Source organism: Meiothermus taiwanensis WR-220, assembly GCF_003568585.1.
Classification (GTDB): domain Bacteria; phylum Deinococcota; class Deinococci; order Deinococcales; family Thermaceae; genus Meiothermus; species Meiothermus taiwanensis.
This window is the reverse complement of record NZ_CP021130.1, coordinates 1,674,215-1,693,652: the sequence shown is the minus strand read 5'-3', so window position 1 is coordinate 1,693,652 and position 19,438 is coordinate 1,674,215. Positions and strand designations below refer to the sequence as shown.

The 19,438-nt window shown below is 64.9% G+C and carries 20 protein-coding genes; 5 read left to right on the top strand and 15 right to left on the bottom strand.

The window, feature by feature from the left end; genetic code table 11:
* Positions 1-43: 43 nt before the first annotated feature.
* The 6 genes from MTAI_RS08370 to hpaE all read right to left on the bottom strand — a co-directional run bounded on the left by MTAI_RS08370 (position 44) and on the right by hpaE (position 7,404).
* Complete coding sequence (locus tag MTAI_RS08370) at positions 44-1,237, bottom strand: ABC transporter substrate-binding protein (RefSeq protein WP_027887868.1); 1,194 nt, start codon at positions 1,235-1,237, stop codon at positions 44-46.
* Positions 1,234-2,811: a 3-hydroxyacyl-CoA dehydrogenase NAD-binding domain-containing protein gene (locus MTAI_RS08365; RefSeq protein ID WP_027887869.1), complete on the bottom strand. Its 1,578-nt coding sequence runs from the start codon at positions 2,809-2,811 to the stop codon at positions 1,234-1,236. Before MTAI_RS08365 ends, MTAI_RS08370 begins: the two co-directional genes overlap by 4 nt.
* A gap of 135 nt (positions 2,812-2,946) precedes the next feature.
* Positions 2,947-3,918, bottom strand: coding sequence for a 3,4-dihydroxyphenylacetate 2,3-dioxygenase (gene hpaD / locus MTAI_RS08360; RefSeq protein WP_027887870.1), 972 nt, complete (start codon positions 3,916-3,918; stop codon positions 2,947-2,949).
* Between the two features lie 12 nt (positions 3,919-3,930).
* Positions 3,931-4,404 carry a 4-hydroxyphenylacetate 3-monooxygenase reductase subunit gene (gene hpaC / locus MTAI_RS08355; RefSeq protein WP_027887871.1) on the bottom strand — a complete coding sequence of 158 codons (474 nt, stop codon included), beginning with the start codon at positions 4,402-4,404 and terminating at the stop codon, positions 3,931-3,933.
* A gap of 13 nt (positions 4,405-4,417) precedes the next feature.
* Positions 4,418-5,875 carry a 4-hydroxyphenylacetate 3-monooxygenase, oxygenase component gene (gene hpaB, locus MTAI_RS08350; protein WP_027887872.1) on the bottom strand — a complete coding sequence of 486 codons (1,458 nt, stop codon included), beginning with the start codon at positions 5,873-5,875 and terminating at the stop codon, positions 4,418-4,420.
* Between the two features lie 11 nt (positions 5,876-5,886).
* Positions 5,887-7,404: a 5-carboxymethyl-2-hydroxymuconate semialdehyde dehydrogenase gene (gene hpaE / locus MTAI_RS08345; RefSeq protein ID WP_027887873.1), complete on the bottom strand. Its 1,518-nt coding sequence runs from the start codon at positions 7,402-7,404 to the stop codon at positions 5,887-5,889.
* A 27-nt stretch (positions 7,405-7,431) separates the two neighbouring features.
* Between hpaE and MTAI_RS08340 the strand changes: the two genes are divergently transcribed.
* Together MTAI_RS08340 and MTAI_RS08335 are read left to right on the top strand one after the other, a co-directional pair.
* Complete coding sequence (locus tag MTAI_RS08340; RefSeq protein WP_081698378.1) at positions 7,432-7,656, top strand: hypothetical protein; 225 nt, start codon at positions 7,432-7,434, stop codon at positions 7,654-7,656.
* Entirely contained in the window at positions 7,644-8,087 is a 444-nt protein-coding gene (locus MTAI_RS08335) for a type II toxin-antitoxin system VapC family toxin (protein ID WP_027887874.1), read from the top strand. Before MTAI_RS08340 ends, MTAI_RS08335 begins: the two co-directional genes overlap by 13 nt.
* A gap of 35 nt (positions 8,088-8,122) precedes the next feature.
* On the opposite strand, the gene MTAI_RS08330 is transcribed toward MTAI_RS08335, so the two are convergent.
* Positions 8,123-8,917 (bottom strand): fumarylacetoacetate hydrolase family protein, encoded by a 795-nt coding sequence (locus MTAI_RS08330; protein ID WP_027887875.1) that lies wholly within the window; start codon positions 8,915-8,917, stop codon positions 8,123-8,125.
* A 10-nt stretch (positions 8,918-8,927) separates the two neighbouring features.
* Positions 8,928-9,869 (bottom strand): 2,4-dihydroxyhept-2-ene-1,7-dioic acid aldolase, encoded by a 942-nt coding sequence (hpaI, locus tag MTAI_RS08325; protein ID WP_027887876.1) that lies wholly within the window; start codon positions 9,867-9,869, stop codon positions 8,928-8,930.
* Positions 9,870-9,992: 123 nt separating this feature from the next.
* Here hpaI and hpaR point away from each other — a divergent pair, with 123 nt between their 5' ends.
* Positions 9,993-10,481 (top strand): homoprotocatechuate degradation operon regulator HpaR, encoded by a 489-nt coding sequence (hpaR, locus tag MTAI_RS08320; protein WP_027887877.1) that lies wholly within the window; start codon positions 9,993-9,995, stop codon positions 10,479-10,481.
* Here the strand turns inward: hpaR and MTAI_RS08315 are convergent.
* Positions 10,478-11,053 (bottom strand): GNAT family N-acetyltransferase, encoded by a 576-nt coding sequence (locus MTAI_RS08315; RefSeq protein ID WP_027887878.1) that lies wholly within the window; start codon positions 11,051-11,053, stop codon positions 10,478-10,480. The two genes, hpaR and MTAI_RS08315, sit on opposite strands and share 4 nt — an antisense overlap.
* Positions 11,054-11,218: 165 nt before the next feature.
* Between MTAI_RS08315 and MTAI_RS08310 the strand changes: the two genes are divergently transcribed.
* A complete protein-coding gene (locus MTAI_RS08310; protein ID WP_027887879.1) occupies positions 11,219-13,351 on the top strand; it encodes an ABC-F family ATP-binding cassette domain-containing protein in 2,133 nt (710 codons plus the stop codon).
* Between the two features lie 5 nt (positions 13,352-13,356).
* Here MTAI_RS08310 and MTAI_RS08305 read toward each other — a convergent pair whose 3' ends face one another.
* The 6 genes from MTAI_RS08305 to tsaB form a co-directional block, all read right to left on the bottom strand.
* On the bottom strand, positions 13,357-13,794 hold the full coding sequence (locus MTAI_RS08305; RefSeq protein WP_027887880.1) for a SufE family protein: 438 nt from the start codon (positions 13,792-13,794) through the stop codon (positions 13,357-13,359).
* A gap of 59 nt (positions 13,795-13,853) precedes the next feature.
* Entirely contained in the window at positions 13,854-14,117 is a 264-nt protein-coding gene (locus tag MTAI_RS08300; protein ID WP_027887881.1) for a hypothetical protein, read from the bottom strand.
* Between the two features lie 39 nt (positions 14,118-14,156).
* On the bottom strand, positions 14,157-14,834 hold the full coding sequence (locus MTAI_RS08295; RefSeq protein WP_223299831.1) for a hypothetical protein: 678 nt from the start codon (positions 14,832-14,834) through the stop codon (positions 14,157-14,159).
* Between the two features lie 305 nt (positions 14,835-15,139).
* Positions 15,140-16,660: an RNA polymerase sigma factor RpoD gene (rpoD, locus tag MTAI_RS08290; RefSeq protein WP_027887883.1), complete on the bottom strand. Its 1,521-nt coding sequence runs from the start codon at positions 16,658-16,660 to the stop codon at positions 15,140-15,142.
* Between the two features lie 297 nt (positions 16,661-16,957).
* On the bottom strand, positions 16,958-18,049 hold the full coding sequence (locus MTAI_RS08285; protein WP_027887884.1) for a class I SAM-dependent methyltransferase: 1,092 nt from the start codon (positions 18,047-18,049) through the stop codon (positions 16,958-16,960).
* The gene (tsaB, locus tag MTAI_RS08280) at positions 18,046-18,576 is read right to left on the bottom strand and encodes a tRNA (adenosine(37)-N6)-threonylcarbamoyltransferase complex dimerization subunit type 1 TsaB (RefSeq protein ID WP_241768737.1); all 531 of its coding nucleotides are present in this window, start codon (positions 18,574-18,576) and stop codon (positions 18,046-18,048) included. Before tsaB ends, MTAI_RS08285 begins: the two co-directional genes overlap by 4 nt.
* 79 nt (positions 18,577-18,655) lie before the next feature.
* On the opposite strand from tsaB, the gene proC reads away from it, so the two are divergent.
* Complete coding sequence (proC, locus tag MTAI_RS08275; protein WP_043982445.1) at positions 18,656-19,438, top strand: pyrroline-5-carboxylate reductase; 783 nt, start codon at positions 18,656-18,658, stop codon at positions 19,436-19,438.

The window sequence follows — 19,438 nt, the reverse complement described above, 5'->3', positions numbered from 1 at the left end:
GAGGGGGTGGGGAGGATTTGTTACCTCGCCACCCCCAGGCCCCTTACCTGAAGGTTCGCAGCAGCTTCCAGTCCAGCTTGCCAGCGGGTGTCTTGATGATTTCCACCATCACCGCAGCCTCGTTGAAGCGCAGGCCCAGGTGGTCGGTGGGCGACATGTTGAAGATGCCGTGGGTGCCCACCACATTGCGGGTGGCCTCGATCTCGTCGCGCAGCACCCGGCGGAAGGCGGCCAGGTTGGTGGTCTGCTCGCGGCGCAGAGCGCGCTCGAGGGCCGGGCGCAGAATAGCCCAGGCGTCGTAGGCGTGGCCGCCAAAGGTGGAGTAGCTGCCGATGCCGAAGCGGGCCTCGTACTGCTGCACGTAACTGGTGGCCACCTGCCGGTTGGGGAAGTCGGGGGGGAGCTGGTCGAAGACCAGCACCGGGCCGGCGGGCAGGCGGGTGCCGATCAGCAGATCGCCGCCTACGCGCAGGAAGTCGGGGTTGGCCACGCCGTGGGTCTGGTAGATGAGGCCCCGGTAGCCGCGCTCGCGCAGGGTGCGCTGGGGCAGCACCGGTGCGGTGCCCGAGCCGCCGATCAAGACCGCATCGGGGTTGCGGGCCAGGATGCGCAGCACCTGACCGGCCACCGAGGTGTCGGTGCGGGCAAAGCGCTCGGAGGCCACCACCTGGATGCCGGCCTCGCGGGCCGCCGCCTCGAAGGCCCGGGCCCAGCCCTCGCCGTAGGCGTCGTTAAAGCCGATGTAGGCGGCGGTCTTGACCCCGGAAGCGGCCATGTCCCGCACGATGGGCTGGCTCATCTGCTGTTCGGTCTGGGGGGTTTTGAACACCCAACGCCGCTTTTCATCCACCGGGAAGACGATCTCGAGGTTGGCCGCCAGGGAGATTTTGGGCACACCGGCCTCGGCCACAACATCGATCATGCCCAGGCTGGCCGGGGTGGTGGTGGTACCAATAATGGCTAACACCTGGTCTTCTTGGATCAGGCGCCGGGTGGCCCGCACCGCCTGGGTGGTGTCCGAGGCATCGTCAATAATCACAAACTGCACCGGACGGCCCGCCACCCCGCCCCGGCGGTTGACCTGTTCTTCCAGGAGCACCAGGGTGTTGCGCTCGGGGATGCCCAGGCTGGCGGCGGGGCCGGTGGCCGAGACCACCACCCCGATCTTCAGGGGGGCCTGCTGGGCCAGGCCCAGCCCCAGTCCAAGGGCCAGTAGTCCTACCAAAACTCGCTTCATACTGCCTCCTCCTCGCGGGTTTGCCAATCTCCCTTGGCGTGTGGGGCCAAGGACAGATTTCCGAAAGTTTCCAGACCTGCAGCCACCATCCGGCGCAGCAGGGGGTGGGGACGGTAGCGATCCTCGCCCAGCTCGGCCTGCAGCCCTTCCAGGGCCCGCAAGAGCGGCTTGAGCCAGAGCCGCTCGGCCCACTCCAGGGGCCCCAGGGGATAGCCCGTGCCCAGGCGCATGGCGCGGTTCAGGTCGGCGGGGCTGGCCACCCCTTCGGCCAGGGCCGAGACGGCCTCGTTGATGAGCAGGGCCAGGATGCGGAACCCCACCCCGCCGGGCTGGTCGGGCAGAAGCAGGGTGTGGTGTCCGTGGGCACTGAAGTAAGTCTGGGCCAGCTTTAGGGCCTCGCTCTCCCCGCTCAGGGGTGCAAAGAGTTCAACGATGGCCTGTTCCCCGATGGGTGGCACCAGGCTGAAACCGGCCACCGGGCGCTCCCGGAACTCGGCCTGCGCGCTGCTGGCCGAGTGTCCCCAGACCAGCGAGACCACCGGCAGGTTCGCGGGAAGGTCGTGCTTGCGCTCGAGCTTGACCCGGCAGTCCAGCACAAACCGGGCCTCGGCGGGGTTTTCGGTGTGCCGGAAGCGGGCCCGCAGCTCCCGGGCCAGCGAGTTGGGCCCCACAATCAGGGGCAGGGGGGTGTCCTGGGTCTGCACCGGGGGCGGGGCGGGCGGCCTGGGCGGGCCGGGGGGGTAGGTGTACCAGCCCTGGCCGGTTTTGCGGCCCAGCATGCCCGCGGCCACCCGCTGGTACTGCAAGGGATGGGGCCGGTAGCGGGGTTCGCCGTAGAAGGCCTGATAGACCGAGCTCGAGGCGGCGTAGTTGACATCCAGCCCGATCAAGTCCATCAGCTCGAAGGGCCCCATGGGGAAGCCCATGCCGCGCAGAATCCAGTCTATGTGCTCTTTGGCGATGCCCTCGCCGTGCAGCCTCAGGGCCTCGCCGTAAAAGGGCCGGGCCACCCGGTTTACCAGGAAGCCGGGGGCATCCACCACCTGCACGGGCTCCTTGCCCCAGCTTCGCATCAGCTCCAGCGCGCGCTCCAGCAGTGTGGGAGCGGTCTGTAGCCCCCCCACCACCTCCACCAGCTTCATGCGCTGGGCGGGGTTGAAGAAGTGCAGCCCCAGCACCCGCTCAGGGTGCTTGACCCTGGCGGCGATGGCCGAGATGGAAAGGGTTGAGGTGTTGCTGGCCAGGATGTTGTCCGGGTTGCGTTCGCCCAGCTGGCCCAGCAGCTCTTGCTTGAGCTCGAGCTGCTCCGGCGCCGCTTCAATCACCCAGGCGGCCCCTGCGCAGTCCTCCAGCGACTGGGTGGGCCGTATACGCGATAGAACCTCGTCCGGCGTGCCCACCAGGCGGCCCTTTTCGGACATCTTTTGCAGGTCGGTGCGAATTTCGGCCAGGGCGCGCTCGAGGGCGGCCTCGAGGGGGTCGTAGAGCCAGACCGCATGCCCGGCCAGGGCCGCCACCTCGGCGATGCCCCGGCCCATTGTGCCTGCCCCCAGTAATGCTACCGTTTCCTTCACCAAGCCTCCCTCAACCAAACAAACACTCGTTTGTTTAACCTTGTGTTGGGCGACAGTCTAAACGCAGGGTTTCTCACTGTCAAGAACGCCGAATCGGTTCTACGCTCAACCGTTTGGGCTATTTAGGTCAGCCGGTTAGATGACGTGCTGCGGCAGCCCCTGTAACTCCGACTCCTGCGGCTGTACCCAGCCCCCCTCGAAGGCCTCCAGAAGCGAGCCCTCCAGGAACCAGCTCTTGGGGGTTTTGGCGCCCCACAGGGTCTGGCGGCGGGGGTCGTTGAGGCTCCAGCGGATGGGCTCGAAATCGGGGTCGACCGTGCTGTAGTCGGAGGTGTACAGCTCGATGCGGTGGCCGTCGGGGTCGCGCAGGTACAGGAAGAAGGCGTTGGAGATACCGTGGCGGCCCGGCCCGCGCTCGATGGCCTCGGTTTGCATGGCCCCGGCCAGGATGTCGCAGGCCCGGATGATGCTCATGGCATCGGGCATCCAGTAGGCCAAGTGGTGCAGCCGGGGGCCGGCGCCGTTGGTGAGGGCCAGGTCGTGCACGTTGCCCTTGCGGTGGATCCAGGCCGCCCAGATCCGGCCCTCGTCGTCCTCGGTGTACTCCGAGAGGCGGAAGGCCAGCCTGTCCATGTACCAGCGGGTCATGGCCCCCACCTGCGGGGTCATCACGTTGATGTGGTCAATGCGCTGGATGCCGGGGCCTCTATGCAGGTCGTAGCGTTGCAGAAGCCAGGGGTATTTCTGGCTTTCGGCGTAGAAGACCAGGGGAACCCCAAAGGGATCCTGCAGGCGCAGCATTCTGGGCCGGTCTTGCTCACTCTCCCAGCGATAGGGTAGGTTCAGGGCCTCGGCCAGCTCGGCCAGGAGTTGCAGATCCAGTTCACCGGCCACCCGGTAGCCCAGGTGCTTGACGCCGGGCTCGGGGGCCAGCTCGAGCTTGAGGGTCCACTCGCGGTCTTCCGTACCGCGCAGGTAGAGGGCGCTCTGGCTTTCGTGCAGCACGTTCAGGCCCAGTAAATCCACGTAGAAGTGGCGCGAACGCTCCAGATCGGTCACGTAGAACACCCCGTGGCCGATGCGGATGATGTTGGGGGTCTGGGTCATAGTCACCTCGCTTCAGGACAGCTGCCGGTAGCCCCGGTTCCAGTAGAGCAGGGGCCGGGCCCCGCTGCCCAGCGTCACGCGTTCCACCTGTCCCACCACAATCTTGTGGGTGCCCCCCGGATAGACCGCCCAGGTTCGGCAGAAGAGTGTAGCCAGAGCCCCCTCGAGGGCCGGGGGGTCTTCGGCGGTAAGGGGCTCGTAGCCCTCGATGGGGCGCCCGGCAAAGTGGTCGGAGATGTGTTCGTGCCCCTCGGGCAGGAGGTTCACGGAAAACTGCCCCGCGCGCTCCAGAACGGGCCAGAGCTGGGCGGTCTGGTTGATGCAGACCAGGATGAGGGGCGGCTCCAGGCTCACGCTGGTAAAGCTGCTGGCGGTCATGCCGCGGGCCTCCCCCTGGAAGCGGGCAGCAATCACTGTGACCCCACTGGGCCAGCAGCGCATGGCCTGGCGGAGCCGGTCTTGGAGGGTGGGCTGGGTGGTTTCCATAAGGTTTGTGGTGCTAGTCGCTGGCCACCACCTCTGGCTGGGCCTGGGCTTTCCAGCCCAGATACTGCCGGATGCGCTCCTTGTAGGGCTCCTTGTCGTAGACCGCGTAGAGGGTCTGGTACATGCGCACCGGGTCGCCGAAGAAGAAGCGCTCGTAAAGGGTCTGGCGCGCGCCGAAGCCGCTCAAGGTCATATCCCAGGCCAGGCGGAAGAGCTGCACGCGCTCTTTGGCCGGTAGGGTGGCCGATTGCAGGAACTTTTCCAGGTAAGGGGCCAGGGGGGAGTCGAAGTCGTGTTCGGAGGGCAGGGTGATCAGGCCCGAGGCCGCGATCTGCTGGACGATCTCGTGGATGCGGGGGTAAAGCCGGGGGTACAGGTTGCGCGCGCCGTCGATGGCCCCCCGGTCGGGGCAGACCAGGCCGTATTTGTTGGGCTGGGCGTCGCGCTCGGCCCGGGCCCAGAAGCCCTTCATGGCCTCCAGATAAACGATAATCTCGGCGATTTTTTCCTGCACGTGGGGGAAGACATCGGCCCCGATGGCCTCGCCCATCAGCGAGACCAGCCCCAAAAAGGCCTCGGTCTTGGCGTTTTTGAGCACCACCACCTGATGCGCCATGTGCATCAGGGCCCCGGTCTCGGCGTAGGCGGTGTTGCAGCGCTGCAGGTCTTTGTAGATGAAGACCCGCTCCCAGGGCACAAAGACATCGTCGAAGACCGTGAGGCAGTCCATCTCCTCCAGCCGGCTGCTCAGGGGGTGGTCGAAGCTCGAGTCCCCCACGGCCATGCTTTCCCGGCTGATGAAGTGTAGCCCTGGGGTGTTGGTGGGGATGGCAAAGGCCACCGCGTACCTGTCGGCCCCCGGCCCTTCCTTAAGCAGGGTGGAGGGGAAGACCAAAAGCTCATCGGCGGTGGGCAGGGTGGAGAGCATCCGGGCCCCCCGTACCACGATGCCTTTTTGGTTCTCGCTCACCACCCCCAATGGGATGTAGGGGTCGGGCTGCTCGAGGTTGCTCTTGGCCCGGTTGACCTGGGGGTTGGTGAGGCAGTGGGTGGTGGCGAGGTCGTTTTCCCGCACGTACTGCACGTAGTGGCGCACATTATCGGCGTAAGGCCCAAAGAACTCGGCGCTCTGCTCGAAGGCCATCAGCACCGCGTTCAGGTAGTCCGGGCTGCGCCCCATCATGCCCAGGTGGGCATCGGCCCAGAGCTTGTAGGCCGCGCTGCGCCGGGATAGGTCTTCCTTGGTTCGGGCCGGTAGCAGGCTCATAGCGTGGCGCTTACCGCCCTCTTCGTAGGTCAAAATCTCGCGGTAGCGCGGGTCGTGCTGCATATCGTACAGCCCGGCCAGGGCCTGGGTGATGCCCCGGAAGACCGGGTGGGTGGTGGGGTCTTCAACCTTCTGGCCCTTGTACCAGAGGTTGGGCGGGTTCTCTTTGAGGGCTTGTAGGTACTCCTTGCCGCTGCGTGCCATAAAAGCCTCCTTCACTTGCCAAACTTGGGAATGGGGTGCTCGAAGAGCGGCAGGGCGATGTGCTTCAGCTCGGTGTAGAACTCCAGGCTGTGCTCGCCCCCCTCGCGGTGGGTGCCACTCATCTTGACCCCGCCGAAGGGGGTGGGCAGGTGCCGCACGTTGTGCGAGTTGATCCAGGTCATGCCGGCCTCGAGGTGCAGGGCCATGCGGTGCGCCCGGGCCACGTCCCGCGTCCAGACGTAGGAGGCCAGGCCGTACTTGGAGTCGTTGGCCTTTTGCAGGGCGTCGGCCTCGTCCTTGAAGGGGATGACGGTCAGGATGGGGCCAAAGATCTCTTCCTGCGCAATGCGGTGATGGTTTTCGGCCACAAACAGGCCGGGCCGTATATAGTTGCCCTCGGTGCCGATCCGCTCGCCGCCGAAGATGTGCCGCGACTCCTGCTTGCCAATTTCCACATAGCCCAGCACGCGCTGTAGGTGCTCGGGGTGGATCAGGGGGCCCACCTCGGTCTCGGGCTCGAGGGGATGCCCCACCTTAATCCGGGCGGCCCGCTCGGCCAGGCGCTGTACGAACTCCTCAAAGATGCTCTCCTGCACCAGCGCCCTCGAGTTGGCGGTGCAGCGCTCGCCGTTGAAGCTGTAGATCTGGAAGACGGTGGCATCCAGGGCCCGCTCGAGGTCGGCGTCCTCGAAGACGATGGCCGGGGATTTCCCGCCGAGCTCGAGGGAAAGCCGCTTAATGTGCTCCGCGCTGTTGCGGGTGATGATACTGCCGGTGGTGGTCTCGCCGGTGAAGGCGATGAGGGGGATGTCCGGGTGGCGCACCACCGCATCGCCGGCCTCCTCGCCAATGCCCTGCACCACATTGAAAACCCCCGGCGGTAGGTCGGCTTCCTGCATGATTTCTGCCAGCTTCCAGGCTGTAAGGGGCGACCACTCGGCGGGTTTCAGAACCACCGTGTTGCCAAAGGCCAAAGCGGGGGCTATACGCCAGGTGGAGAGCATCAAGGGGGCGTTCCAGGGGGTGATAATGCCACAAACCCCCACCGGCACGCGGATGCTATAGTTGAGCCACTCGCCGTCCACCGGGTAGCTGCGCCCGTCCATGGCCCGTTCGGCGTACTCGGCGTAGAAGCTAAAGTTCTCGGCGGCCCGCGCCACCTGGGCCCGCACAATCCGCAAGACCTGCCCGGCGTCCAGGCACTCTATCACCGCCAGTTCGTCGGCGTGCTTCTCCAGCAGCTCGGCCAGCTTGAGCAGGTATTTTTTGCGGGCTTTGGCGCTCTGCTTCCATTTGGGGAAAGCGGCTTTGGCGGCTTTGGCGGCCTTGTCCACGTCCTCGGCGTGGCCCTTGTAGGCGTAGGCCAGCACCTGGTTGTTGGAGGGCTCGAGGCTCTCGAACACCTCGCCCCTAACCCCCGCTACAAACTCGCTGTTGATGAAGTGCATGACCGTATGGCTGGCAATCTTCTGCCGTACCTGCGCGATGAACTCAGGACGGATGGCCTGGGTTTTTTCAGCAACTTTCAAAGGAACACCTCCTGATACAATGGCGCTATGCTCGCGCTTCGGCGAAAAGTTGTAGTGAAAAAAGGTGGGCGCATCGAACTTGACGCGCCTGAGCTGCATGAAGGTGCTACCGCCGAAGTTATTGTTTTACTCGAGCCCGATAGCCCCTTGCCCACGCTCCATAGCCTCTTGGGAAAAGCCAAAGGCAACTTCTCTTCGGCAAAAGAGGCAGAGGATTTCATTCGCAAGGAGCGCGCCGCTTGGGAATCGTAAGTCGGATTGCCGGGCGAAAAGCCTATTTGGATGTAAATGTTTTTATCTATGCCCTTGAGGGTTTTCCAGAATTTGATGGTGTCTTGGAAGAGTTGTTCGCGGCTATAGACAAGGCGGCCGTTAAAGCCGTTACCAGTGAGCTGTCCTTGGCTGAAGCCTTGATTAAGCCATTTCAGACCGGCAACGTTCAGCATCAGGCGGTTTACGACTTCGCCATTCGCAACCGTAAAGCCTTCGAGGTGGTTCCAGTCTCTCGGAGTATCCTGGTGGAGGCGGCTCGACTTTGCGCAACCACCGGCCTGAAGTTGCCTGATGCGATTCATGTCACCACAGCTTTGCAGAGTGGTTGCTCGGTTTTTCTGACTAACGATGAAGGAATCAAGCATCCTGGCCTCGAGCGGATCCTGCTGAGTGAATTCGCCAAGCCCTGATGCGCGCTGGGTGGCCTGGGTTTTTTCAGAGATCCTCATAGTACCACTGACCTATCGCCTTCCTCGGAAATGAGCGGTTCAGCCTCTTCAGTTTCCCACTCAATGTTGTTTTCCAGCGCTCCCAGGCCCTCGATTTCCATTCGCATCAGGTCACCGGGGTGCACCTGGGAGATGCCCTTGGGCGTGCCGGTGAGCAGCACGTCGCCCGGCTCCAGGGTCATGAAGCGGCTGATGAACTCGATGATCTCCGGGATGGAAAAAATCATACCCTGGGTGGTGGCCTCCTGGCGCAGCTCGCCGTTGACGTAGGCCCGCATCCGCAGGTTGTGAGGGTCGGGGATCTCGTCGGCGGTGACGTAGAAGGGCCCCAGCGGGCCGAAGGTATCCCAGCCCTTGGCCCGGATGGGCGGGCGGAAGGTGTTGCTCACGTAGTCGCGCACCACCAGGTCGTTGGCGATGGTGTAGCCCCCCACGTAGTCCATGGCGTCCTTGGCCTTGACCCGGCGGGCGTGGCGCCCGATAATCACCGCCAGCTCGCACTCGAAGTGCATGAACCGGGCCCCCCGGGGGTAGATGACCGTGCCCTTGTGGGGCAGCAGGCTGGTGTTGGGCTTCCAGAAGAGGGCCGGTTCGCTGGGGCGCCGGAGGCCAAACTCCTCGGCGTGTTCGGCGAAGTTCAGGGCCAGGGCGATCACCTTGCCGGGCTCAACCGGGAGCAGCCACTGCACCGCATCGGGGTGGTGGGCCTCACCGGCATGATCGAGCAGCATCCCGTCCTGGAGATACCCTTGCAGGGTGCGGCCTTTGGAGATGAAGCGGGCGAGTTTCATGCCTTAGCCTCTACACATACTGCTTACCCGACGGGTCGGGCAGCACGGGGGGATGGCTCTCTTTGGCGGGAACCAGGCCATACGACTCGGCCATGCGGCGCAGCCGGGCCTCGATCTCGGGGGTGGTGGGGCCCAGGGGCTCGCGCCATTCCTTTTCGCACAGGCCCATCCAGGAAAGCACGGTTTTGAGGGGGATGGGGTTGGTATCCCAGAAGACCGCCTCGTTGGCCTCGAGGCCGTAGTAGTGCAGCTCGAGCGCCTCCTTGAACCGGCCCTCCAGGGTGAGCTGGCACATCTGGGCGGTCTCCCTGGGCAGCCAGTTGGCCGTGGCGGCGATGGTGCCCACCGCCCCCACGCACATCATGGGGAAGGTAAGGGCCTCGAGGCCGCAGTACACGCTAAAGTCGCGCCCCACTCTGCGCAGCAGCTCCGAGACGTACTCCACGTCCTTGGAGGAGTGCTTGAGGCCCACGATGTTCTTGAAGTCCCGCCGCAGGCGGGCCACCGTCTCGACCTTGATCTCGACCCCGGCCCGGCCTGGAATGTTGTAGAGCACGATGGGCATCTCCGGCACGGCCTGGGCCACCTGGCCGAAAAACCGGTAGAGCCCCTCCTGGTTGGGCTTGATGTAGTAAGGCGTGATGACCAGCGCCCCCTGCGCCCCCATCTTGTAGGCGGCCTGGGTGATCTCCAGGGTCTCGTCGAGCCGCAGGGTGCCCGTGCCGGCCAGCAGGGGTACACGCCCCCGGATAAACCGCAGGGCCAGCTCGATCAGGTACTTGCGCTCTTCTACACTCAGGGTGCCCGGCTCGCCGGTGGTGCCGCCCACGCTCAGGGCGTGGGAGCCCGCTTCGATCTGCCGTTCGATGAGCCGCTCCAGCGTGGCTTCGTCGATTGCACCGTTCTTGAACGGTGTCACCAGGGGTACGATACTGCCTTTGAACTCGACCATTGCACTCCTTTGCTATATGTGAGCCAGGCTATAAACAAACGGTTGTGATACTTAATATATTAAGTAAAACCACGTCCTGCTTTGCAAGCCAGGGTACAATTGTCCCCATCCGAGGAACCCCCGATGTCTGCATCCACTCCCAAAGACCCCTCCAGCCGGCTACTGCGCGACCTTACCCACTCGCTGCCCATGGCCCTGCTGCGCACCCGCGAGGCGGTGGTGCAGCGGTTCCGCACCGTCCTCAGCCGGCATGGCCTCACCGAGCAACAGTGGCGTATTTTGCGGGCGCTGGATGGGCACGAGGGGCTGGAGATATCCCAGCTGGCCGAACAGTGCCGGATTCTTCTGCCCAGCATGACCGGCATCTTGCGCCGCATGGAACAGCGGGGCCTGGTGCGCCGCTATGCCAACCAGGCCGATGGCCGCAGTATTCGGGTGCGCCTGACCGAGACCGCGCAGGCCCTGGTGGAAGAGATCAAGCCCGAGGTGGTGGGGGTCTATGCCGAGATCGAGCGCATCCTGGGTCAGCGCAAGCTCGAGCAGCTCTACGCCCTGCTCGAGGAGCTGGAGGCCGGCTTGCTCGAGGGCGGGCGCCGCTCCGAGGCTGTCTAGGACTGTGAGGAGGAGGCCTCGAGCCGGATTGTTCTACTGTAAGCCTCAAACTCCTCGCGCAGCATCCCGAACAGGTGAATGTCTTCCTTGATGCCCTGCCGGGTCTCGTGCTGTCGCAAAACCCCTTCGCGCTGGAAACCCAGCTTTTCCAGGAGGGCCAGCATCCGGCTGTTGGAGCTGGGCACCTCGGCGGTGATGCGCTCCAGGCCCAGCTCGCCAAAGCCGTGCTCGAGCATCTGCAAGCCCGCGGCATACCCCACCCCCTGCCCCCGGTGGCTCTCGTCGCCGATGGCGATGCGCAAGCGGGCCCGCTTCTCCAGCAAATTAACCTCGCGCAGATCCACGAACCCCACCAGGTAACCCTCGGGCTGCTCTGGGGTGGTGATCACAATGCCTTTGCGCACCAGGTCGGCTGGGGGGTTATTGAGCAGCCTTACAAACCAGTCCTGCAGCTGCTCGGCGGGCAGCCCCACCGGCCAGCCGTTGGCTAGGCAGAAGGCCTCATCCTGGCTCCACTCGAGTACGCGGGGCAGGTCGCTCACAGCCAGTGGGCGCAGGCGCACTTCGGTCATACCTGTTACCTTAACACCTCTCCCGGCCAGTGCAGGGTGAAGTTCAACAACATTCACCCCGGTTCGCCGGGTTTAATGCTCAGGTTACGCAGATTGCCGGCTAAATGAAACACTGGTTGCAGGGGCTTTGACCCAGGGCCCGCACCGCGCTAGGCTTGAAGGGTTGTGTCGCGACCTCGAGTACTGCTACGCCTGCACCAGGCTGAGAAAGCCTATGGCGAGCGGGTTTTGTTTAGTCAAGCCGATTTCTGGCTCGAGGCCGGGGAGCGGGCGGCGCTGATGGGGCCCAACGGGGCGGGCAAAAGCACCCTGTTTCAGGTGCTTTGCGGGGAAAAGTCCCTCGACCAGGGCCGCCTGCTGCGCCCGTCCGGTGTGCGGGTCTTCTATCTGCCGCAGGATTTCCGCCCGACCGGGGGCACCGTCTACGGGCTGGCCTATGCCGTCACCCCATTGCACCGGGCGGAACTCGAGCTGCGTAACACCCCCCCCGAAAACGCGGGCGAGGTGTGGTCGCGCATCCGCGAGCTGTCGTTTTGGAAAGGCCAGGTGGCCCGCACCCTGGCCGGCTTTGGTCTGGGTGCGCTGTGGGAGCAGCCCGCCGAAACGCTCTCGGGGGGCGAGGGGGTGCGGTTGGGCCTGGCGATGGCCTTTCTCTCCGGGGCCGAGGTGCTGCTTCTGGACGAGCCCACCACCCACCTGGATCTGCGCATGCGCCTGCGGCTGGAAGAGCTGCTGCTGGCCTACCCTGGGGCCGTGGGGCTGATCTCCCACGACCGCGCGCTGGTGCGCCGGGTGGCTACCACGGTCTATCACCTGGAGGCCGGTCGGCTGTTTCGCGTGCCGGGCGGCTACGAAACCTACTTGCAAGAGCGCGAGCGCATCCGCCGCACCCTGGAAAAAGCCCGCCTGGAAGCGCTCAAGGAGCGGGAGCGGCTGCTGCAGGCCCTGCCCGACCGCAGGCGGCCCGGCCTGGATCGCCGCAAGAGCGAGAAGGCCCTGCTGCAAACCCGGGCCGAGCGCATCCAGGTACCCGACCCGCCCCCTCCCGAGCGCCGCTGGAGCCTGGAGATGGCCGCCGAGGGAACGCCCAGGCTGGTGCTCGAGGCCAAAGACCTGGAAAAGTCCTACCCAGCTGACGCCGCGCAGATGGCGCGGAAGGTCATCCGCCAGGCCACCCTGCGCATCTTCCGGGGCGACCGCATTGCCCTTCTGGGCCCCAACGGGGCGGGCAAGACCACCCTGCTGCGCCTGCTCTTATCGCGGGAACTGCCCGACGCCGGCGAGCGTACCCTGGGCTACGGGGTGAGCACGGCCTACCTCGACCAGCACTACCACGGCCTCGAGCCCGACCGGCCCCTCTTCGCCCAGTTCGCCGCCCGCTTTGGTGAAGCCCGCGCAGCGGCCCTGCTGGGCCGGATGGGCTTCAGGCCCCCCCACTGGGACGATCCCCCTCGCCGCTTTTCCGGGGGTGAGCGGGCCCGGGCCGGCCTGGCCTTGCTGGGGGCCTTGCGGGCCGGCCTCTTGGTGATGGACGAGCCCACCAACCACCTCGAACTCGAGCTTCTGGAGGCCCTCGAGCGGGCTTTGGCCGAGTACCCCGGCACCCTGTTGTTCGTCTCCCACGACCGGGAGCTGGTCAAAAAGGTGGCCACCCGTTTCTGGGGCCTGGAGGATGGGGTGCTGGTGGAGTACCCCACCTACGCCGAGGCCGAGGCCGCCCTGCTGGGCAAACCGGCCTTGCGGCTCCACCCCTACGGCGAGGAGGCCCTGGAAGAAGAGCCCTCCGAAGATGCGCAGGATCTCGAGGCCCTTCGCATGGCCCTGCTCGAGCGCCTGTACGAACCCCACCTGACCGACCGCGCCCGCCTGCGGCTGCGCGCCGACCTGCTGGCGCTGGAAGAGGCGCTGTACCGGCAGTATGCCCATGAGTTTTTCCGGCCCCACCCCTACCGCCACCGGGTGCGGCAGGAAGGCCTGGAGGTGTTTGCTGATGAGGAGCTGGGCCTCTGGCAGTTCTGGAGCCGCGAAGAGACGTGCTGGGGGCAGCTCGCCAATGGGGTGCTGGTGCTGCAAGACCCACCCAGCCCCCGGCTCTTGCGGGCGGTTTTGCGGGTGGCCTTTGAGCTCGAGGGTGTCCAGGTGGTGCGCGTGGGCCGGCAAAGCTACGGCCGTAGCAGCTACCTCGAGCAGTTCGCAGGGTTCGGGGAGGCGGCTCCCGACCAACCGCCCTCGGCCGGTACCCGGCGCTCGCCTCCTCGCAAGCGGCGCCATGCCAGCCAGTCCGCGCCCAAGCCCTGATTTGTCTACCCCTGCGCCTCGCGCACCTGGCGCTTGATGCGGGCCAGTACGGCCTGCAAGCCCCTGAGCCGCAGGGGGGTGATGATTTCTTCCAGTTTGGCGAGGGTATAGAAGTCTTCCGGTACGCCCAGCACCGCCTCGGGTGTCTCGCCTTCCAGCCCCTCGGCCAGCAGCCCAGCAAAGGCCCGCACGGTGGGGGCCTCCTTGGGAGCGTCGAAAAACAGGCGCACCTGGTTATTCTCGAGCTCGGCGTGCACGAAAAAGGGCGTGGTGCATTCGTGTACCTGCTCGAGCTTGCCCTGCATGCCCTCGGGTAAAGGGGGCATCTTCTTGGCAAACTCCAGCAGCATCTCGGTCTTGATGACCTTCGGTGCGCTTCCGAGGGTTTTCACCACGCTTTGCAGTTTGGGGGGTAGCTGGGCCAGGCGTTCTTCAGCGGTCATAAGTATCAGGGTAACGGCGGGGGAATGGGGGGTCTAGGGCTTTGCGCACCATGCAGGGTTCATGCACCCTGCTGTACCAACCTGAACAGATCCCGGCCCAGGTCGGCGTAGTTGCGCACGGGCCCGGCCTGGTTGCCGTAGGTCAGATACAGCACGCGGTGGATGGCCTGGGCGGCTTCTTCGGCGCTCTGAACCGCGGTTAGCTTTTCCACGATTTCGGCCACAACCGGGCCGTAGAGCTGCTCCGGGGGGGCCAGCTCACCCAGGCCCAGCGGGTCGTAGATTTGCAGATAGGTTTGCACCTGTGCGGCCAGGTCTTGCATACCAACAGCATACCGGGTGAACTGCGGGGTTCTTGCAGTTTACGGCGCTGGACTCACGGTAAAGTTGGCGCTCTCACCCAGCGACATATTGAACTGGCCTGTAACCAGGGGCGGGTCGTTGGCGATGTTGCTGCTGGCGGCGTACACCTCCACCGCGTACGAGTCGCTGGTGTTGAGGTTCAGGCTGCTGAAGGTGGTGCTGAGCGAGGTGACCCGTGCGCTGGCAACCACGCCACCGGTGGTGCGGTTGACCAGCCGTACCAGGAAGGCACCTGCGCCGGGTACCTGGTTCCAGGAAGCCGTAACCGAACGGGTGGTGGGGTTGCTCCCGATGCTGACGGTGGGCCGGGCCAGGGTGCTGCTGGCGTCTACCTGCACCGAGACCTGTTCGGTCTGTCCGTCTATGAGCGCCGAGAAGGTATAGGTGCCGCTGCTCAGGGTGGGGCCAGCATTCCAGCCCACCTGCCACCACACCCCCGAGGGGGTGCGGGAGGTGGCGTTCTGCAGGGCGATGCTCTCGCTGTACCCGCCTGGCCCGCTGACATTTACCGTAATGCTGTTGGGCTGCTGCTGGGGGCGCAGCACCAGCACGTACGACCGCCCGGCGGTGCTGGCGTTGTAGGTTCCGATAGAGGCCTGAAGTTTGGCTTGGGGCGGGCTCGAGCACCCACCCAAGAGACCCAAGATTGCAATTCCGGCGAGCAGGTAGTGTTTCACTCATCACCTCGAGCCCGTAGACTAAAACAAGAATGTGAGAGCTGTCCAACAAAGCGCTCATCTCAGCGTTCAGATTTGGATAGCGGTCTTGCCCGGCTTCGGCAGGCTGCACTTAAGTAGACGATGAAGCGCCAGGGCACTTGCTTGTGTTGATGCTGCTTGGCATTATCTGCTGCGCGGTCGGCCTCGAGGCGGTTTATTCCGCGGGCGATGGGCTGCACCTAAACTCGAGGCATTTCGCTAGGCTCAACGAAGAAAGCGCATCCCTTGGGTCGGGTTGGTTCGGCGGCCCCTGGGCTCCGACTTTAGTCCAGGAAGTCCCGCAGCTTGCGGGTGCGCGACTCGTGGTACTTGAGCTTGCGCAGGGCTTTGTTCTCGATCTGGCGGATGCGCTCGCGGGTTACCCCGAAGTAGGCGCCCACCTCCTCCAGGGTATGCTCGCGCCCGTCAATCAGGCCCTTGCGTAGCTTGAGCACCATGGCCTCGCGCTCGGAGAGCTTGCCCAGGGCTTTTTCCAGCTCCTCCGAAAGCATGCTCTGGGCGGCGGAGTCCACCGGCGAGGCCAGGTGCTCGTCGGGGATGAAGTCGCCGTAGAAGCTGTCCTTTTCGTCGCCGATGGGGGTTTCCAGGCTCACCGGCTCCTGGGCGATCTTGAAGGTTTCCTCCACCTTTTTGGCGTCCCAGCCCGGCCCCATGGCCTCGGCAATCTCCTCGTAGGAGGGTTCGCGGCCCAGCTCCTGCTGCATCTGGCGGGCGGTGCGGGTGAGCTTGTTGATGGTCTCCACCATGTGCACCGGAATGCGAATGGTGCGGGCCTGGTCGGCGATGGCCCGGTTGATGGCCTGGCGGATCCACCAGGTGGCGTAGGTGGAGAACTTAAAGCGGCGCTTGAACTCAAATTTCTCAACCGCCCGGATCAGGCCCTGGTTGCCTTCCTGGATCAGATCGAGAAAGGACAGGCCGCGCCCGGTATATTTCTTGGCGATGCTAACCACCAGCCGCAGGTTGGCCTCAATTAGGTGCTGGCGGCAGATCTCACCGTCGCGCGCGATGTGCAAGTAGCGCTTGACCTCGCGGGGTAGCGCGCGTAGACGGGCGTCCACCGCCGCGATGGTCTCGGGGTCGATGCGCAGATCGGTGCCGGGAATGCTGGCAACGCGGCTGCTGCCCTGCACCTGGCTGCGCAGGACGTGGCGGATTAGCTCGGCGTCCAGGCCGGTCTCTTCGGCCAGGCGTTGGGCGGCTGCGACGCCTTCCTCGACCCGGCGGGCCAGATCGATCTCTTCTTCCAGGGTCAGCAGGGGCACCTGCCCGATCTCGTGCAGGTACTGCCTCACCGGGTCGGAGGTGGAGATGCGGGGGAGGGGGAGGTCTTCCTCAATCTCTTCCTCGGCCTCATCAATGGGCAGGGTGCCCAGCTCGAAGTCCGGCTCCAGCATCTCGATGTCCTCGAGGTCGGCCTCGAGCAACTCCTCGGTGAGATCTTCGTCGGAAAGCGCGGCTGCAGCCAGCCCGCCCCCTTTGCGGGGAGGTGGGGCTATCTCGTCCAGGTCGGGCCCGACCTCCAGATCTTCCTCGAGATCAGGGGGCTCGAGCTCGTCAATCTCAACGGCCAGCTCCTCATCCAGCAGATCCTCTTCCGGCTCTGCGACGACCGTACCCTTGGTGCTTTTGGAGCTGCCGGACTTGGCCTTGGAAGCGGCCGTTTTTTTGCTCGATTTGGGGGTTGCTTCGACGGGGCCAGCCTTCTTGGTCTTACGGACGGCTTTGCTGTTCTCGGGTTGTTCGGTGGTTTCAGTTGGTTTACGACTGGATTTTTTGGACATAGCGTGGTTGGTGGTTGCGGCAAGGGTCTTGCTCAAGGGGCTGTTGCTGGAGCCGGCTTGCTTGGAAGCGGGTGCGGTTGGCTCCGGGCTGGGGCGGTTTGGGCCTTTGGTTTTGGTGGATGGCCTGGAGGCGCGGGGCTGCCCAGCGGCTGTTTTCTGAGCGCGAGTGGGCTTGGAGTCACCCTTCGCCTGGGATGGGCGGGTGGCACCATCTGCCAGGGGTTTTCCTTTGCTGCTTGTGGCATCTTTACTCTTGCTCAAGCTGTTCACCTCCCGTCGGGGCCCTGGGCCATCCGGTTACTTATAGGCCACCAGCACCTTGTGACTGTCTACTGCCAGGGTGCGCACGGTGGAAAAACGCGCCTCCAGCAGGGGCTCATAAGGAAGAAAGCGGTTGGCCACAAGATAAAATTTCCCGCCCCTCTCTAGGCGGGCGTGGGCGGCTTCGATAAATGCGATGGCGGTTTCTAACACGACAAGCCCCCCCACGTGGAACGGGGGGTTGGTAATGATGGTAGTAAAGGTTTGATCTGCTGTCAAGGCCTCGTCCACATCGGAGTGCAGCACGGTGGCCGCCTCGCCCAGGTTCTTCTGGGCGCACAGCACGCTAACCCAGTCGTCTTCCAGCAGGGTGAGGCTCTGGGCCCGGCCCAGCAATGGACGGCTCAGTGCGCCATAACCCCCGCCGATGTCCAGCACATGACCCAGGTCGTGGGGCAGCTCGCGCAGCAGCATGGCGCTGCCCGCATCCACCTGGCCCCCTGAAAAAACGCCGGGCAGGTAAGAAAACGATAGGGGCTCGCCCATAAACGCCCAGTCGAAAGATTGCCAGACCTCGGGCAGGCGGGGTGTGGGCTTTTCTTTTTCCAGCACGGCAACGCGCCAGGCCCCTTCGCGCCGCACCAACAGGCCGTAGCCTATCCAGGCCTGGGCCTGCTTGAAGTAGTGTGCAAAACCTTTATCTTTGCTGCCTGCAATCCACAGGCGGCCTCCAGTGCGCAGGGCTCGAGCGGCCCCCAGCAGCGCTAGCTCCACGTAGCGTGTGCCCCGGTGGGCCGGCAGCACCAGGGCTACGAGATCGGCTGAGTCGGGCTCGGTGGCCCAGGGCAGGCCCCGGGTTACCCACACCGATGGGCCAAAACTGGCTTCTAAGCAACGCAGGGCCGCCCTCGAGGTCTCGATGGCCTGCACGCGCAGGCCCTGCTGTCGCAGGGCATGGGTGACCAGCCCGATGCCGGGGTTGAGATCGAGGGCGGCCTGGCCGTGGGGTTCAAGAACTTCAGCCAGGAGCTTATAGGCAGGATCGCTTCCACGGGCGCCCGGCTTGGTGTAGAGGAAGCCTCCTGGCACAGGGGTTTTACGCAGGGTGTGGTAAGTCTCGAGGTTCATAGGTAAAGCGGTTCAACCTGTCCGGGCCGGGCCTTTAGCGCAGCCAGGCCCAGGGCAGCGAGGGCCTGGCCCGAAGGGGGCTCATCGATGGTCAGCAGACCGGTGGGTACCACCTCATCGAACCGGGCCCGGTGGGGAGGCTGTGTGACCTGAACCTGTGACCCCTCAACAACATAACAAGCAGCGTAGCAAAGCGCGTTGCGGGTGCGCTGGATGACGGTGACGGGCCCCTGGTGGCGCCGGGCCACAGCTTCCAGTGTGTCCACGCCGGCGACCGGAATACCCAGCCCCCGGGCCAGCCCGAGACCGGCGGCAATGCCCACCCGCAGCCCGGTGTACGAGCCCGGCCCACGCCCGACCGCTATTCCCCCCAGCTCCCCAAGCCCCACCCCAGCCTGCTGTAAGAAGGCCTCGAGCTCCGGCCACAGCATCTCGGCGTGACGGCGCTCTAAGCGTATGGCGCGTTCGGCATGGGGGAGTCCCAGCACCAGGTATGGCGTGGCGGTATCAATCGCGAGCACCAGCACCACCGGAGTATAGCAACATACCGGGCGCCATGGGCGATTCCCCTGTTGGGCCTGCTTGCTTGCTGCTAAACTTGGGGCCATGAAGTTGGCTATTGTGGGTGTAGGCAAGATGGGTAAGAGCATTTTAGAAGGCCTGCTGCGGGCCGAGATGCTCGAGCCCAGCGAGATCGGCATCCTCGACACCCCAGAGCGCACCCAGGCAGTGGCTCAGGAGACTGGCGCCAGGCCCCTCTATCTGGAGGACTTGCGACGCTGCGAACGAATACTGCTGAGCGTGCAGCCCAAAGACCTGGCCGCCCTGGCCCCCCAGATTGCCCATCCCAACGTGGGCTATATCTCCATCATGGCTGGGGTGTCCACTGCGGTGCTGTCCCGCCGGCTGGGCACCCGGCGGGTGGTGCGCTGTATGCCCAACCTGGCGGCCACCATCGGCAAAAGCTCCACAGCCATTACCGGCCCCCGCGAGGCCGAGGAGGCGGGCGATCTGCAGTTCGCACGGGCCTTGTTTGCTACCGTGGGGGATGTGTACGACCTGCCCGAGCAGCTTTTCGATGCTTTTACGGGTATGTCGGCCTCAGCCCCGGCGTATGTGGCCGTGGTGGCCGAGGCCCTGGCCGATGGGGGGGTTAAACAGGGCATCCCACGGGCCCAGGCCCTGCGGCTTGCGGCCGATGTCCTGATTGCCACCGGTGAGCTGTTGCGCAGAAAACATCCCGCGGTGCTCAAGGACGAGGTCAGCAGCCCCGGGGGTACCACCATCCACGGTCTGGCGGCCCTCGAGGCCCGCGGTGTCCGTGCAGCCCTGATGGAGGCGGTGGAGGCTGCTACCCTGCGAGGGCACGAACTGGGAAAAGACGAGTAG